We start from the raw sequence: 19,109 nt of genomic DNA on the forward strand, positions 1-19,109 counted from the left end.
CGCTTAAGTTTAAAACTTAAGCGATCAAGCTGCGATCTAGCCAAAAAAAAAGCCCGGTGAAAATCACCGGGCCTTCAAATTATTTTAAAAAACTTATCCCAATTCTCTTATTTATTGGTCTTGATGATGCGCACAGTTTTGCTCCAATCTCCTTGTTTGACTTGCAACATGAACACACCCGCAGGATAATCTGATCCGAAGTGTGTGGACTCCGTCTTAGGATTGATGAATCTGCGCTCTATCATCTTACCATACATATCGAAGACCATCATATCGACCGGTTCGAATGATTTGGTAAAGATGAGCAGATCAAAGTGCTGACTGGTCGGATTCGGGAATACCCTCACCGATCTGCCGTCAGCCGAATTCTCCTCGAGCGTGATCACCTGATTGGATCCATCCGTTTCGTTTCCTCCTGTCCACAACTCTTCAGCAGGTTTGCCAAATGGTGGTGGTGTGCACTGGTCGTCGCATTTACCCATGGTAGCTCCAGGTGTACCCGGTACGTAATCCGGAACATCTGCAACATCCACTTCGATGGTATTGCCATTGTCGCAGACGTAAACTTTGCCCGGCATTCCAGGTACCCTCACGTCTTTGACACAGAAGGTAACAGAGCAGGTCGAAGAACAACCCTGGCTGTTGGTCACTGTCACCGTATAAGTGAAGTTACCAGCCACCGTAGGTGCAAAGGTCGGGCTTTGACAATTGGTGCAATTGATCAGGTGCGTCGTCGGGCTCCATGAATAAGTAAATCCGGTACCTCCGCTAGGCACAGCCGTCATCAACACGGTCTGTGGTCCATATCCGAGATACACATTGCTTGGAATACCACCTGTATTGGCTCCTGTAGCAGGAGTCAGGGTAATGCTACAAGTGATTGGTCCGCGAATGGTAACCACCGCCGTACAGGTAGAAGAATTGCCCGATCCATCGGTAGCAGTAAGAATCACGTTGTTGGTGATCGGATCACTGCAGGTGAAGGTCGTTTTATTAATGCTCAATCCAGGAGCACCGCAGTTGTCTGTAGAAGCATTGTTGACCTGTGCAGGAGTAATCGTTCTTGTGCCTGCAATGAGATCAATGGTGATGTTTTTACATTTCGCCACTGGTCTCGTAGTATCCATGACTGTCACCAACGCTGTATTTGATCCGACATTACCCGCTGCATCGGTTGCTGTCAGGGTAACAACGTTGACACCTTTGTTGCTGCAGTTGAACACTGTTTTGGACAAACTGTAACTCACAATACCGCAATTGTCAAAACTTCCATTGTTGACATGAGATACCAACAAGGCTGCCTGACCAACAGCATTCAAATAAAGCGTCTTAGGCTTGGTGATTACGGTTGGTTTGGTGGTATCATTCACCGTAACCGTAAAGTTACAGTATGATGGGTTGCCACAGGCATCTGTCGCGGTTACATACACGGTTGTGGTACCTACTACGAAATAAGATCCCGGTGCTTTGCTGTAATTGATGGTTGGCACACTGCATTCATCATCGGCAGTCGCTGCGAAGTTGACATTGTTACCGCACACACCCGTGTTGTTGGAAACAACAATGTTAGCAGGACAATCCAGATCCGGTGATTCTGTATCATCGACATAGATGGTTTGCTCACAAGTGGTCTCATTGCCACAAGCATCTTCGAGATACCAAGTTCTGGTCACTACGATGGGGCAAGTTCCGGTTGATTCGTCGATGTATTTTACAGAGACGATTTCACAATTATCGGATGCCTCACCAAAGTTTGGCATGTCCTCAAATTCGATCAGATCAGAATTTGCCAAAGTCTCACTGTAATCCGGTCCTGTCACATCATCCGTGTCGCAGCCTTCAATGTCTCTGGTCACAGGGCAAACTGAAATAACTGGCTCTTCAGTATCGTCCACGGTAATGATCTGTACGCAGGTCGTTTCGTTGTTGCAAGCGTCTTTCAAGGTCCAGGTTCTGGTGACCGTAATTGGACAGGTACCGCTTGCCTCATCGATATAGGTAACCGAGATAATTCCGCATTCATCACTGGCTTCTCCGTTGTTTGGAGCAGAAGAGAATTCTGCATAGCTTGAACTCGCCTCTGTCTCTGAATATGCAGGAGAAGTGATGTCGCCTGTACCACAGCCCTCAATCACGCGATCTTCTGCACAAACTTCGATTTCCGGATCAGTGGTATCATCTACTTCAAGGGTCTGAACACAAGTTTCGGTATTGCCACAAGCATCTTTCAAGGTCCAGGTTCTGGTAATAACTATTGGACATTCACCGGATGCAGCATCCTGATAACCCACTTCTACGATTCCACATTCATCGTCAGCCTCTCCGTTGTTTGGTGCAGCAGAGAATACGCTGTAATCAGAAAGTGCGTAGCTCATGGAGAATGGAGGATCGGTCACATCATCGGTGCCACAGCCTTCGATGATGCGGGTTTCCGGACATTCTGTGATGTCAGGAGCATCCGTATCGTCCACGTAGATGGTCTGGACACAAGTAGATTCATTACCACAGGCATCTCTGATAAACCAGGTTCTGGTCACCACAATGGGGCAGGATCCGGTAGATTCATCGATATAACCCACGGATTCGATTCCACAAGCATCTGAAGCATCGCCCTGGTTGGTCGCATTTTCGAATTCCTCTTCTGAAGATTCGTTTTCTACTTCGCTGTAGTCAGGACCGGTGATGGCGTCGGTATCGCAACCTTCGATGTTGCGTGTGACGGCACATTCGTCGATGGTCGGTGCCTGGGTATCATCCACTGTGATGGTTTGGTTGCACTGGTCGGTATTGCCGGCTGCGTCTCTCAGGTACCAGGTTCTGGTCACGATGGTCGGGCAGCTGCCATTGGCCACGTCGATGTATTCGACTGTGGTCACACCACAATTATCGATGGCATCTCCATCGTTTGGCGCTCCATTAAAGATGGCATAAGTGGTTGCGGCCAGGGTGGTGCTGAAGGCAGGTAAATCGATGGCGGTTGGGTCACATCCTTCGATCACCCTTGCCACAGGACAATTCAGAATGATAGGTGCTTCTGTATCTACCACCGTCACGGTAAAGCTGCACTCTGCGGTATTGCCGCTGGCATCCGTCACCAGATAGGTCTGGGTGGTTACACCTACAGGGAAATAAGTATATGGTGGCTGACCAGAAGTCCTTTCAGTCTCAGCTCCCGGACAGTTGTCAGTGCCTTCAGGCTCTGTAAAGCCGATTAACTTCGAACACAAGCCAGGATCATTGGACAAAGGTCCAATGTTGGAAGGACAGGTAATTTCAGGATCCTGAGCATCGGTCACCGTTACGGTGAAGCTGCAAGTGGTGATATTTCCGCTGGCGTCTTCCACTTCAAAAGTATTGGTGGTCACTCCCACTGGGAAGAAACTGCCACTTGGCAATCCGGATGTCTGGGTCGTTATTTCTCCCGGACAGTTGTCGGTGCCCACCGGAGTCGTATAAGTCACATCTGCTCCACATTCATCCAGATCATTGTCCACTGCGATGTCTGAAGGACAGCTGATCTCAGGATCTTGTGTATCGTTGACCGTCACGGTGAAGCTGCACTCTGCGGTATTGCCGCTGGCGTCTTCTACTTCAAATGTATTGGTGGTCACTCCCACAGGGAAGAAGCTTCCGCTTGCCAATCCTGCCGTCTGGGTCCAATCTTCACCCGGACAATTGTCATCCGTGGTTGGATCCGCATACGTCACCTCTGCTCCACACTCATCCGGATCGTTGCTGACCACGATGTTGGCAGGACAGTCGATGCTTGGATCTTCTGTATCGTTGACCGTCACGGTGAAACTGCAGCTCGAAATATTGCCTGATGCATCTTCTGCCTCAAACGTATTGGTGGTCACACCTACAGGGAATGCACTGCCACTCGGCATGCCGGCAGTTTGCGAAGTCATCACACCCGGACAGTTGTCGGTGCCATTTGGTGTGCCATAGTTGACCACTGCACTGCACAGGCCGGCATCATTGCTCACCACGATGTCATTCGGACAGCTGATCTGTGGATCTTCTGTATCGTTGACTGTCACGGTAAAGCTGCACTCTGCGGTATTGCCGCTGGCATCCGTCACCAGATAAGTCTGAGTGGTTACTCCGACTGCAAAGTAAGAATTCGGCGCCTGGCCAGAAGTCCTATCGGTCTCCGCTCCCGGACAGTTGTCGGTGCCTTCAGGCTCTGTAAAGCCTACCAAAGCAGCGCACAAGCCCGGATCGTTGTCCACTTCGATGTCATCAGGACAATCGATCTCAGGATCTTCCTCGTCAGTAATTGTTATGGTGAAGCTACATGTGCTTGTATTGCCATGAATATCGGTGGCTTCAAATGTGATTTCACTCACACCAACCGGGAATATAGAACCAGAAGGCAGCCCACCGGTCTGGTTGACTTCATCAATGCCACAATTGTCATCGGCCATCGGGTCATCGAAACCAATTTCTGCTCCACACTCTCCCGGATCAGTTTCATCCACGATGTCATCCGGACAATCGATGGTAGGATCTTCGTCATCCACCACGGTGATGGTAAAGCTACAAGTGGCCATCAGACCTTCTGCATCTGTCACTTTATAAACTACTACATGCACGCCAACCGGTAAAATTTCTCCGGACATTGGACCTGACTCATGGGTGGTGATGGCCCCGGGGCAATTGTCGGTGCCTATTGGAGCGTCATAGCCGATTTCGTTTTCACATTCTCCAGGTGCACTGTTGACGACTTCATCATCCGGACAGTCAATCTGAGGAGCTTCCGTATCGCTTACGGTCACGGTAAACTGACAAGTTGTGGTTAATCCACTTGCATCCGTGGCGGTGTAAGTTACGATGGTTGTTCCCACCGGAAAGAAACTGCCGTTGGCATTCGGAGGATCGACTTCCAAAGTCACTCCCGGACAATTGTCCGAAGCGGTTGGAGCAGTCCAGCTCACTTCGCGGCCGCATTGACCAGGATCGTTGGAGAGAGGACCTATATTGGAAGGACATCCTGTGATGATTGGGTCCTGATTGTCCACCACCTCAACGGTAAAGCTGCAGGAGTTGGTCAGGTTGTTGTTATCTGTGACGGTCCATGTGATGACATTGGCTCCTGCAGGAATGACGGCACCATCGAGTGAAGAGGTTTGGTTAAAATCATTTTCCACTCCAGCAATTCCACAATTGTCATCCAACATGCTGGGATCGTATATGGTGCCTGCAATGGTATATTCACAGGATCCGGGATTCGGATTTACAGAACCAGAACTTGGGCATGTGAGAGAAGGTGCATCGTCGTCGGTAACTACCACATCTTGTGTGCAGGTTTTTACATTACTCGCAGCATCTGTAAATGTCCAGGTGATCGTCGTAGTGCCCAATGGCCATGGATCATTCATCGATACCATGTCACTGCGCGTGCCCACTCCGTTGATGTTGCCATCACAATTGTCCATCGCTACCGGTACACTTACATCGGTATCGTTGTCGCAGTCTGGTGCTTCTGTGGTTAAATTTACGGTCGTCAGGGTCATGCAATCCAATACCGGTGCATCATCGTCAGTCACGCTTACATCTTGTGTGCAGGTTTTTACATTACTCGCTGCATCTGTAAATGTCCATGTGATGGTCGTAGTACCCAAGGGCCAAGGTGCATTCAGAGAGGCCATGTCACTGCGCGTACCCACTCCGTTGATGTTTCCATCACAATTGTCCACTGCAATTGGTACTGTAGCATCTGTATCGTTGGTACAATCGGGTGCTGTTGTATTTAAATGAATTGTAGTAAGTGTATTGCAATCCAATACAGGCGCATCGTCGTCGGTAACTACCACATCCTGTGTGCAGGTTTTTACATTACTCGCTGCATCTGTAAATGTCCATGTGATGGTTGTAGTACCCAAGGGCCAAGGTGCATTCATCGATACCATGTCACTGCGGGTGCCTGCACCATTGATGTTTCCATCACAATTGTCCACGGCAATTGGTACTGTAGCATCTGTATCGTTGGTACAATCGGGCGCTGTTGTATTTAAATGGATTGTAGTAAGTGTATTGCAATCCAATACAGGCGCATCGTTGTCGGTAACTACCACATCTTGTGTGCAGGTTTTTACATTACTCGCAGCATCCGTAAATGTCCATGTGATCGTCGTAGTGCCCAATGGCCATGGATCATTCAGGGATGCCATGTCGCTGCGGGTGCCTGCACCATTGATGTTTCCATCACAATTGTCCACGGCAATTGGTACTGTAGCATCTGTATCGTTGGTACAATCGGGTGCTGTTGTATTTAAATGAATTGTAGTAAGTGTATTGCAATCCAATACAGGCGCATCGTCGTCGGTAACTACCACATCTTGTGTGCAGCTTTTTCCATTACTCGCAGCATCTGTAAATGTCCATGTGATCGTCGTAGTGCCCAAGGGCCATGGATCATTCAGGGATGCCATGTCACTGCGTGTGCCCACTCCGTTGATGTTGCCATCACAATTGTCCATCGCTACCGGTACACTTACATCGGTATCGTTGTCGCAGTCTGGTGCTTCTGTGGTTAAATTTACGGTCGTCAGAGTCATGCAATCCAATACAGGCGCATCGTCGTCGGTAACTACCACATCTTGTGTGCAGCTTTTTCCATTACTCGCAGCATCTGTAAATGTCCATGTGATCGTCGTAGTGCCCAATGGCCATGGATCATTCATCGATACCATGTCACTGCGGGTGCCTGCACCATTGATGCTGCCATCGCAGTTGTCCACTGCAATTGGTACTGTAGCATCTGTATCGTTGGTACAATCGGGTGCTGTTGTATTTAAATGAATTGTAGTAAGTGTATTGCAATCCAATACAGGCGCATCGTCGTCGGTAACTACCACATCTTGTGTGCAGGTTTTTACATTACTCGCAGCATCTGTAAATGTCCAGGTGATCGTCGTAGTGCCCAATGGCCATGGATCATTCATCGATACCATGTCACTGCGCGTACCCACTCCGTTGATGTTTCCATCACAATTGTCCACTGCAATTGGTACTGTAGCATCTGTATCGTTGGTACAATCGGGTGCTGTTGTATTTAAATGAATTGTAGTAAGTGTATTGCAATCCAATACAGGCGCATCGTCGTCGGTAACTACCACATCAAAAACACAGGTCGCTGTGCCGCATGAATTGGTGGCGGTCACCGTGACGGTTGTGATACCCTTGTTGAAGCTTTCTCCCGATCCCGTGCCAGATCCGGAATCTGTGGTCGCTCCGGAAAATTCGTAATCCAGTGTAGGGGCGGGAGTTCCGGTCGCCTGAACGTTATAATTAACGGCCTCAGAACATAGTGAGGGGTCGGTATCCTCCATGACAGGAGCATTGGGACATTGAGTGAAGCTGGGTAGGCCACAACTTAGTTCGCCCTGTATGGCAAAATCATATAAGACAATCGTACAATTGTCGGTGGTGATCTCAACAGTGGCGTTATGAACACCCTGGGCTGATGGATCATAAGTGACATCGAAGGTCAGGGTACCTGAAGGACCAGGAATGGTGGCCGGGAGGCTGATATTATCTACTATAAAAAAGGATGCATTGGGACCCGTCACAAGGATGGATCCTACTTCCAGATTCAGATCAGCAGCACCCGTATTTCGTATGGTGAAGGTACGTGTGATGGGCATTCCCGAGACCTGTCCAAAATCCGTATGGTCAGTCGAGGAAGGCGTAATATCTCCATCTGCAATGGTGGTGTTGTTGCCCCGTACATCGATCACCGATGCCTGCACGGTGATGGCTATACTACAGGTTTTTGTGTTGGGAGGTGAAGCGGCATCCGTGGCAGTATAGGATAGGTTTACGATCTGGCCATTGCCACTTACCGCAAAGTTACCAGCAGGAATGCTTTGATCTTCCAAAATGCTTCCTGCATCGGTGCAATTGTCTGTTGGATTGAGTTGAGCAACATAATCCGGAATCGCAATCGTACAGGGCGATCCTGGGTGGACAGGGAGGGAAATGCTGGCCGGAGGACAACTCACCAACGGAGCGGCATTGTCGAGTACAGTGACGGTCGAAGTGCAGGTCTTGGTATTCCCGCTAGAATCCGTGACAGTCAGCAAGACAGTATTTTGTCCTATATCGCCACAATCAAAATTAGTCACATCCAGTTCCAGCATTTCGATGCCGCAATCGTCGCTGGAATTGTTGTTGACTTCCGCAGGGGTTAAAGTATATTCACCATTTTGGTCCAGAGAAACGCTGATGTTTTTACAGGCTGCCACCGGAAGGGTCTGGTCTGTAATGCTAACTGCGGCTGTGAAGGTATCAACGCAACCATTGGCATCCAGAACAAAGTATTTGTAGTCACCCGGACAAAGGCTCGTCAAAATCGGAGTTACCGGACTAACAACCCAGTCATCGGTGATGGCGATGCCCGTGTGTGTACACATACCCAGACGCAGGCTAGTTTCATTGGAATAGGTACTGTTATAGAGTAGGACATAATTTCCTCCAGTGAGTTTGCGCAAGTAGTATTCTGCCCCGGTTGCTTTTAATACAATCCGGACCTCATACCAGGTATTGATGGTATAACCGCCGGGAACGGAGGCTGTGACATTACTCCTGTTGTTATTATCTTCATATATAAATAGACTGGTGGCTTCAAATGAAAATGCATAAATCAAATCTGCCCGTGTATTGGTAGTTGAAGTGGTACCGTTGCCGTGCCAGCCTATGCTGGTCAGCCCACCGGCGGGATGGAAAAATTTAAAACTAAATTCCTTTCCGGCCGCTCGGGCAAAAGTGGCAGGGGTGTAGATCCTTTTATTCCAATTGCCGTTTCCGGTGACGCTGAGCTGGTTGTTTTGGACGTAGGCTCCTGTATTGTTATCCTTCGTAAACAAGGTTGGAGATAGGGTCGGTCCATAGAAGGCATGGGCAAACTCAGGACCTGTGTATGTAAAAGGTGCAACTCCACCGGATGGGTTTAAAATCACCTGACCATTGCAGGTATTCGGCGTGCAGGTATTGACATGGGTAATGTTGGCAGACAAGTCGAGTACGGGCGCAATGGTCAGTGCCACACCCGCGCTGTCTTTGCATCCATTGGATGCTGTTACCGTCACGTAGGCAGTAAAACTTCCTGCCGTATCGTAAGTGTTGCTTACCATTTGGCCGGATCCTATATTGCCATCTCCAAATGCCCAATTGTAGCTGAGGCCTGTACCAGTGCCGGATGCGGAAAAACCAACCGGAATGTTGATACACTTGCTGGTGGTGATGCTGTTGCCTGCATTGATATCGGCATGGCTGATGACCGTGGCCGAATTGAACGCCCTGCAATTGGCCGCGTCGATGACGGTCACTGCATAAGTTCCGGCGCTCAGACCACTGACAGCCTGAGTGGTCGCTCCATTTGACCAGCTGTATGTCAAGGGAGCCAAACCTCCCGGGGCATCCACGGAAACATCTCCATTCATTGCACCAAAACAGATGGTCTCTCCCTGGGTCGTTGAACCAAAATTATACGATGCAGGCTGATTCAGGGTAGCTATGGCGGTGCCTGTGCAGCCAGAGGCATCCGTCACCGTAACGCTGTAAGTTCCCTGAGACAGATTGGTTAAAGTGGCCAATGTGGATAAGGTATTCCACTTATATGAAAAAGGTCCTACACCCCCATTGACCACGGCAGTAGCGGAACCGTTGTTGGGTGTAGGACAGGTGGGGTTGGTTTTATTGATGGATACATCAAGCACATTGAAGGGTGGGAAATTCCATCCTGTATTACCTCCCAAATCAGCAGCCTGGTTGGCGTTGAAGGTAGCTCCACCTGTGGCTGAATTGTCTTTAATATCTACAAAATTGGAATTCACGGTGCCGGATGCCTGACTAAAACTGGCTGGAGATCCGGGTGTATCGGATTGAATGCTGAGATCTTTCTGGCAATTGCCGGAGGCGATGAGTTGCACGGTTGTCTGGGTTGAGCCCGATGACAGGGTGAGGATATTACCCGGGTCGGCTAAGAGCTTGTTAAATGAATTGGAGCCAGACAAATTACTAACCATGACGCTGTCTGTTTGAAACCGAAGATCATAGTATGGCAGATCTCCCCCGATAAATGTAACCGTGTCGCCATGACTTTTCAAGATGATCTCACTGGTGCCTGCTGAAAGAGTCAGGTTGCTTGGATCCTCCACATTCCAAACTCCTTCATTTAAGAGGATCTCCGAGCTGCCAAGCGTCAAAGTTCTGCTGGCATTTCCGATCAGGTTGAAACTTTTTCCAAGAATGTTTTTTCCATTGGTATTCAAATGACCGGATGCCAGGGTCAGGCTATCCGAATAATTGAAATTTGCTTCCAGCTTTAGGATGCTGTTGTTTTCTGCTTCAATATGCACATCTGTCAAAGTTTTTCCAAACAAATTGATTTGATGGATAAGTCCATCATCGGCCAGTAAATTCCATCTGCCAGTCCAGTTTTGGTTCATCGATGGAGACAGAAAGAGATTGCCATGAATATTCAGATTCTGTGCAGATCCTGCCAGGCTTGGGTTAAAGAGTACTGAAAGCCAGGTCATATTGTAGCAATTGCCTACGACATCCAGTGTGACCGTCTGTCCGGTCGTGGTAAAGGAATTGGCATCAAAGACCACATGGTCCGTTGCAGATGGCAACTGATTATAAAAAACATTTCCTCCTGATCTGGTCGCCCAGTGATTGGCATAATCTGACCAGTTGCCCGAGTCGCCCACCCAATAATAAGCCACACAGCTCTGACCAAAGGTGATCCCGTTATTGTTACCCAGGTCTTGACTGTTATGGCCTCCATTATAAGTAGCTCCTCCTGTCCCATTTATGTCCTCGATCCAAACGTAGTCAAAACAAAGTTGACCGGAAGCTTTGGATAACGTGGCTTGAGTTCCACCTGTCGTCGAATTGACGAGAATGGGCGTGCTACCGGTACCAAGAATCTGCACATCATCTATAAAAGTTTGCGTGCGATTGGCGCCAAAATTCAAACGGGTATTGCGACCGACTGAAGTAAAATTAACAAAGTTATTATTCTGATAGAAATAAACATAAGGGCCCTGGATGTTTTTGGATAAAATCAGAAAATTCCCAAAAGAATTGGTGCCATTGATTAAGATCTGAGGAGCTGAGGCTGTATTGGAATGATCCATGTTTATCGTAAATCCTGCCATAGTGTTGTTACCATCCAAAGTGATATTCTTCCGGTTTGTAACATTAAAGATCAAAGATCCATAAGTATTATTTCCAGATAGATTGATGGTATAATCACTTGTATTTTGGTGTAGAAAGATCAAATCCCCATAGACGATATTTCCGCCGGCAAAGCTTTGATTTTCCGGCTGGTTGGTTTGCATCAACAAGACTGCTCCACCCATATTTAGATTTAGATTGCTTGCTCCGATCAACCATTGCCTTCGTACTCTGACGGTATCTGTTCCCGAAAGATCCAATAATCTTGAATTAGAATAATTGGAGTTAAAATCCAGACCAAAATCAACCCGGTATCCATTGGAAAAAAACTTGCCTTGTACAAAGGTAGTGGTCACTCCGGTTGCCGCTTTATAGTCATTGAGCAGGGTCCAGATCGCATTGGCGTTTCCATTAAAGTTCATGGCTCCATTCAGTGTTTTTCCGGCAAAATCAAGGGTGTAATTTCCTGCGACCGGACTTAAAGTGGTGGAGGCTGTTCTGTTCCAGTTCATGCTGGTTGCAAAAGTGACCGAACCATTCAGGTTGAGGGTACCTGATTGGTTCCAGCCCATGGCACTGTTGATAAATAAATTTCCATTAACGGTGAGTGGATTTCCACCTGTAAAATTTGGGGTAAAAGCCACATTGTTCCAGATCATGTTGACCACGGTTGCTGATTGATTCAAGGTGACGGTCTGATTGATCGCAGTAAAGGAAGCATTGTCAAAGACCACATGGTCGGTGCTCTTTGGAATGATGCATCCGTTGCCGGGTCCTCCGCTTGTGAATGCCCATTTGTTGGGATCTGACCAGCTACCTGTACCTCCCACCCAATACATGGTGATTGGTTGAACGGTCTGGTAATTCCAACCAAACACAGAGCCGGAGATCGTTGCGTCCGTAGCGTTAAACGCAGCGCCACCAAGGACTGTGTGGTTTTGCAGAGTGATCCACTCTGTACTGATGGTTCCCGAGCTTTGAGAAATTCTGGAAGTTGTACTGTTGTTACCTCTGATCGTAGATCTCTTAAGACAGGAGCTACGCGGTATAAAATTGCTGGTGGTTTGGGTGGTGGAAGAAGCCAACAGCATATCGAAACCATTTGGAAGGTCAAGTGTGCTAAAAGTATTGTTGCTGCTCATCTCAACATATGCTAAACCAGAACCAAATGTCTCCAGGACAAAATTGCTGAAGGTATGTGGCCCATTTTGGATAGCAATCAGCACTTGATTGCTTCCAAAGTGATCGATGTCTACATGCCTGAATACGGAAGAATTGTTAAAATAGATTCTCCTCCAACCAGTTGATGCCAAAGTTTGGATCTTGACATCCCGGATGTTGTTGTTGCCTGAAAAGCTAATATCAAAAGTGGAACTTGAGTTGGAGCCTTGAAGAATGGTCACATCATAATAGCTCCGGTTGCCTCCTTCGAATGCCAAAGACTCTCCCAAATTTGAACTCAATAAAATGGTGGCGTTACCATGGGTAAAGCTTGTATTTGCATTGTTGGTTATTCGGAATGCCCTTCGCATTCTCAGTGTATCTGTACCTGACAGGTTGATGATTCTTTGATCTGTGCCACTATTTGCCAAAAATTCCAATCCTGCATTGATTTCGTATCCGTCTGAAATAAATTGTCCTTCTACCACATTCAATGTATAAGATGAACTGACGATCAGATCAGAACCCAGGGTCCATTTGGGGCCGGAAGCCGTGGTCCTGGCATCAAAGGAAATAGACTGCAGCATGGTCTTGCCGGCCGTGTTCAGGATGTTGTTGGTGGAGTCGGAGTAAAATTGGGTTTGGTTATTGTGGTTCCAGGTAGTGCTGTTGCTAAGAATGAAGTCTCCTCTGCTGATCAGGTTTCCACTTTGGTTCCAGGTCATCGTTCCTAACACTTGCAGATCGCCCTGGACCTCCAACTGAAAATTGCCATTTAGACCGGGGTTTAAAGTAACACCACTGGTCCATGTCATATTTCGACATAAAGTGGTCGTTACTAAATTGACAGACTGCCCTGTTGCATTAAATGAATTGATATCAAATACCACGTTGTCCAGTGTGGTCGGCAGACATCCTGCTGAAGGGCCTCCGCTACTCAACGACCATTTGGTAAGATCATTCCAATTTCCGGTTCCGCCCACCCAGTAATAGGTTATCGCTGGTGGAGGGACGATGGTCCACCCTAAGTTGTTGGTATTGGTATTTACGTTTGATGCTTCCCAGGTAGCACCACCCTGAGCTCTGATATCCCTGAAATTGATAAAATTCAGACTGTTGGTTCCATTTGCATCTGTTAAGATGGCTTGGGTTCCGGTTGATGTAGAGAATATATCGATGAGACGGGTACATAAACTAATTCCTGACAATGATTTCAAAGTCTGGGTTTGGCTGGCACCAAAATATACATCCATGCCATGATGTAGCTGAAGGGTGTCAATGGTGTTGAAATTGTAGAGATATAGTCTTGGTTGCACCGAGGGGGAGGTAAACTTCAAGCCCGACATCGTGTTGTTAGCATATACCCAGAAGTTTGGAGCGTAGCCGGTATTGGTATTTAAGTATTGAACGTACACATTTCTGGAAGTATAGTTATCTTGCCAATAGACATTTTGTTGACCTGATATCCTGAAATAGATATCGCGACAACCGGTTAATGAGTTGAACAGATAAATATAATAGCTAGAGCTGGCATGCTGTGCATCGATCACCACGTCGGAATAGATCTTTCCTCCTCCATTAAAATAAATTTCATTGCTCAAACCAGATGGCTGCCGGATCAGCAATACCGCTTGTGTCATGATGAGGTTGGCATTGGCTCCGTTTAGCATGTTCCAAAACCTTTGGACCCTTACGGTATCCGTGCCGGTAAAATTGAGGACTTTGGGAACATTCGAAGATGCTTCCAAGTAATCTCCAAAATTTACGGCATAACCATTGGAAATGAATCCTGCATCCTGGAAGTTTGTATAGTAGCTATTGGAAACTGTAAAATTGGATGCGAGGGTCCAGGAACCAGACGCTGAATTTCCAGGATTGTCAAATAAAACAGTATTGGAAAATGTCTTTCCCGCCATGTTAATTACATTACCGGAAGTGGTACCGCTAAAGGTAACTAAGTTGGCATGACTCCAATTCACTCCACTGCTAAGGATTATGGACTTGCGCAAGGTGAGTCCGCCATTCAGAATCCAGTCCATTGCGCCTGAAATCGTCAGATTTCCATTAAGGATCAAGTTGTTGCTGCCTGAAAAATTGGGACTTGCATTCACGCCGGAAGTCCAGGTCATGTTGCTGATTTCCGCATGGATATTTAAGGTTACGGTCTGATTACTGCCCGGGAAAGAATTGTTGTCAAAAACCACATGGTCCTGACGTGAAGGCAAACAATTTGCCGGAGTACCCCCACTGCTGAAAGACCACTTGGTCGAATCACTCCAGTTGCCTGTACCACCAATCCAATAATAACTTTGTACCGGTTGGGGATTCAGTGTCCAACCCGTATTATTGCCTTCATTTACCAAACCATCTGCATTCCATACCGCTCCGCCCTGGGCTCTGATATCCCGCATGTACAGCTGATCCACATTGTTGGTATCTGTCAGATCGCTTAAGGTGGCCTGGGTACCGGAGCTTGTCGAATATAGGGAGATCCTTCTCGAGCAAATGCCATCTGCAGTCAGTGATTTTAAAGTCTGTGTCTGGTTGGCACCAAAATAAGTCGTCATACCATGATGGAGTTGCAGGGTATCGATGGTGTTACTGTTGTAGAGGTACAGAACCGGCATCACCGATGGCGATATAAACTTAAGGCTGGTCATGCTGTGATTACCGCTTAAACTAAAGCTGGGAGCATAGCTTGTACTGCTGTTGAAATATTGTACTGAAACATGCCTGGAAGAAAAAGCATGTTGCCAGTTCACTAATTGTGGGCCTGAAATTCTAAGAAAAAGATCGCGAAAGATGGTCGAAGCATTGGAAAGCAAGATGGAATATGCCGTATTGGTATTCAAAGCATCAATGACCACATCGTGGTAGGTTTTTGCTCCTCCATAAAACTCCATCGAATTCGCAAAGCCAGAAGGTTGTCGCAGCAATAGCACTGCTTGGCCCATGGTCAGGCTTGTATTCACACTGTTGGGCAAATTCCAATACCTTTGCAACCTCACAGTATCCGTGCCTGTAAAATCAAGAACCTTGGGTGCATCCACGGAACCATTGAAATAATCGCCAAAATGAATTGAATATCCGTTGGAAATCAATCCAGCGTCATTGAAGTTTGTATAGTAAGTAGGGGATACTGTGAATGCCGAAGCCAGGGTCCAGGAACCAGCCGCAGAATTGCCCGGATTATCAAATACCACAACATACGGAAAAGTCTTGCCTGCCATGTCAATGGTATGGCCTGAACTCGTACCACTGAATGTCACGGTGTTGGTTTGGCTCCAATTGACTCCGCTGTTGAGGACGATGGATTCCCGCAAGGTAAGTGGTCCGCTCAATTGCCAATCCATTACTCCGGAGACCGCCAGATCTCCATTGATGATCAGTCCTTGACTTCCTACAAAATTGGGACTGGCATTCACTCCCGATGTCCAGCTCATGTTGATTACTTCTGCCGCCACATTCAAAGTGATGGTCTGATTGCTGCCCGGAAAAGAATTGTTGTCAAACACCACGTGATCCACGCGAACAGGCACGCAACCAGCCGCTGGTCCACCGCTGCTGAGAGACCACTTGGTGGGATCGTTCCAGTTACCTGTGCCTCCGATCCAGTAATAAGTCTGGGTAGGGGGCAGATTAACCGTGATCCCGGTTGTATTGATGGATTCTAAAGTATTATTGGCGGTCCAGCTTGCTCCGGAGAAATTGATGCGGTTGAAACGCATAAACTCCAGGGTATTACTCCCGCCATCTGTATCCACTATGTTAGCCGATACACTTGAATTACTGCTGTAAATGTAGATGAGTTTTTGACAATCTCCTACAGCCGTCAGTCCCTTCATTGATTGGTTGGTGGATTGTTGGATGCGCCAGTTGGAACCGGCAGGCAGGCTCACTTGACCAAAGCTGTTGTTGCTGCCGCAGTACAATTGTGGCAGAAGCCCATTGGTGGTGATGGTAAAATTGCCAAAAGTGTGAGAATTATAAATTTGGGATTCGGTTACTGAGGTAACAGTGGATTGATTATAATGTATGGAAAAATTGCCAAAAGTATTGTTGCTCCCTTCAATATACAAAAAGGAACGATTGTGAATTTCTATGGTGACATTGCCGTAAATCGTATTGTTGTCACGAATCCGGACAACATAGGCACTGATTGAATTATTCAGATTTTTAAGAACGACTCCTCCCAAAGTCTTTCCTCCCCCCTCTAAAATAAAATCAGTGGCGACATTGGACTGCATCAATAAAACAGAAGATCCGGCCGTAAACACTGTAGATCCGCTGGTATTGAGCCGATAGCTGTATCCTACCCGAACGGTATCCGTGCCCGTATAATCCAGGGTGCGCACCGTTCCGTTGTCGTCGGCATTAAATGCCAAACCATAATCGACCGACTTGCCATTGGATCGAAAAATACCTGTATAATGTTCTGTAGAATTGGTTACTTTAAGCGCATCCTGCAGGATCCATTCGCCTCCGGATCCATTGAAACGCAAGAATGTAAATGTTTTTCCGGCACTGGTGATGGTTTTTCCTGTGGTTGTTGCAGTGAATATGACATAAGAACTTTGATTGAACGTACAACTGCTGTTGAGTGTAAAATTACCCTTTACAGACAAGGTACCGGAATGTGTAAAACTGGTTGCTCCGTTTAGGATGGAAAAATCTCCATTGGATGTGAATGAATAATTGGTGGAAAAATTGATGACAATCGGACTTTGATCCACCAAAAAGCTGCCGACCGTACAATTACTAGTAAAAGTAAGGGTCCAACCTGAAGAGTTAAGGACGTTAAAACTACCATTGGTGAGGTTCAAAATCAAACTCGTATTTCCGGATGTTTTATTGTCAATACTGACATTTCCGTTGGTGCTGGAAATGGTCCCACAACTCAGGGTACCAGAAGTCCAATTGTTGAAACTCAGGTTGCCGGTCATGGATATGCTGCCGGTGCTGAAATTGCCTCCGGACCAGGCCGGGACGGTCATTCCTCCATTGCTCAAAGAAATGTTTCCTCCGGAAAAAGTTCCCGTTGTTTTGGAACTGGTAAACGAGATATTTCCATTTGCTATAAAAATACTGCTGTAAGAAAAACTTGCCATGGTGGCATTTGTAAAAGACAAACCACCCCTATTAGAAGCTGAGTTAAGCTGGATGGTTCCCATGGTAATACTACCGACCGTCCAATTTGAAATACTGATGTTTCCCGCACTACTGGTGATGCTTCCTGTATTCAAATTACCACTCGTCCAATTGTTAATGGTAAGGCTATCCGTCATGGTTATGGAAGTGGTGGTAAAATTGCCACCAGACCATTCCGGGATGGTTAACCCCCCATTGCCTAAATTAATCGTGCCTCCATTAAAATTGCCTGTTGTTTTAGAATTATTAAATTTAATGGTACCATTGGTAATGGATATACCGCTCGCTGAAAAACTTGCCATGGTGGCGTTTGTAAATGACAAACCTCCCTTATTCGTTGCAGAGCTAAGCTGGATGCTTCCCATGGTAATATTTCCGACCGTCCAATTTGAAATACTGATGTTTCCCGCACTACTGGTGATGCTCCCAGTACTCAGATTACCACTCGTCCAATTGTTAATGATAAGGCTATCCGTCATGGATATTGTGCCTGTCGCAAAATTGCCACCTGACCATCCTGGTATGGAGATGCCACCATTGCTCAGAGTGATCGATCCACCGGAGAATGTACCCGTTGTCTTTGAATTGGTAAAAACCATACTACCGGTGGTGATGTTGATCGCAGTGGTTGTAAAGGATGTAAGGGTTGCATCGGTAAAATTCATGGCTCCGCCACTGATCTGAAGGGTACCGGATCTGCTGAAAGACATCGTGCTCACATTCTTGATGTCAAACTTACCACTCACCGTCATGGTTCCACTGTTCTTGGTGAAAGCCATATTGGAGCCATCCACCAAAAAATCTCCACCGATGATGAGATTCCCATTCGCGTGATTAAAATTGAATGGTGTCCCGAGCGCTAAAAATTTTCCAGCAACATTCAGTGTATATCCTGCTCCTGTAAAGGTTGGATTATTTGCAACTCCATCCCATTTAAAATCCTTGCAATAAGCTTCCTGATTCAAGGTAACACTCTGTCCCGATGCAGAGAAAGAATTAATATCAAAAATGACATTGTCCAGAACACTGGGCACGATGGTATGTTTGGTCGAACCTCCTGATGTTGTTGCCCAATGGATAAGCTCGTTCCATTGGCCTGTACCACCCACCCAATAATAATCAGCAGAAAATACTGAATTTGTTTGTAGCAAGAAAAAGATCATCAAATTGAATCCAAAACTTTTACACTTCCTCCAATGGATGATAGAATAGATCCACCTTGCATATTCAGTTTTACCTGAGAAAAATAAATGTGTGCATCGAACAATACAATGAGTATTACTATTAGATGATTTTGAAGTAGCGTGCATAAAAAGGAATTGGTTATTTTCTGAAAACAAATTTGCCAGTATGATAATGAATGATCTTTTTCGATTCACTTCCCCCATTTGGATCCAACCCAGATCCTGAGTATTGAAGTATGGATGGAAATCTAAATTAAGTGAGTAATTCTGTCTTGGAAATATTTGAACAGTACCTTAACTTTTAAAATACCTGATAAGAATCAAAAGGATCTAAATTAAAATGGAAAATAAATCATTGTCATGGTTTATAATAAAAAAAATTATCTTTAACCACACTTATTATGGAGTCAAATAAATCTCCTTCCAATA

1 protein-coding gene is annotated in these 19,109 nt (G+C 46.5%); it reads right to left on the reverse strand.

Annotated features, from left to right (window positions below):
• Positions 1-107 precede the first annotated feature (107 nt).
• Positions 108-18,647, reverse strand: a complete 18,540-nt coding sequence (locus tag IPM48_03140) for an HYR domain-containing protein (protein ID MBK9270569.1) — start codon at positions 18,645-18,647, stop codon at positions 108-110.
• Positions 18,648-19,109 lie beyond the last annotated feature (462 nt).

Source organism: Saprospiraceae bacterium, from assembly GCA_016715965.1.
Classification (GTDB): domain Bacteria; phylum Bacteroidota; class Bacteroidia; order Chitinophagales; family Saprospiraceae; genus Vicinibacter.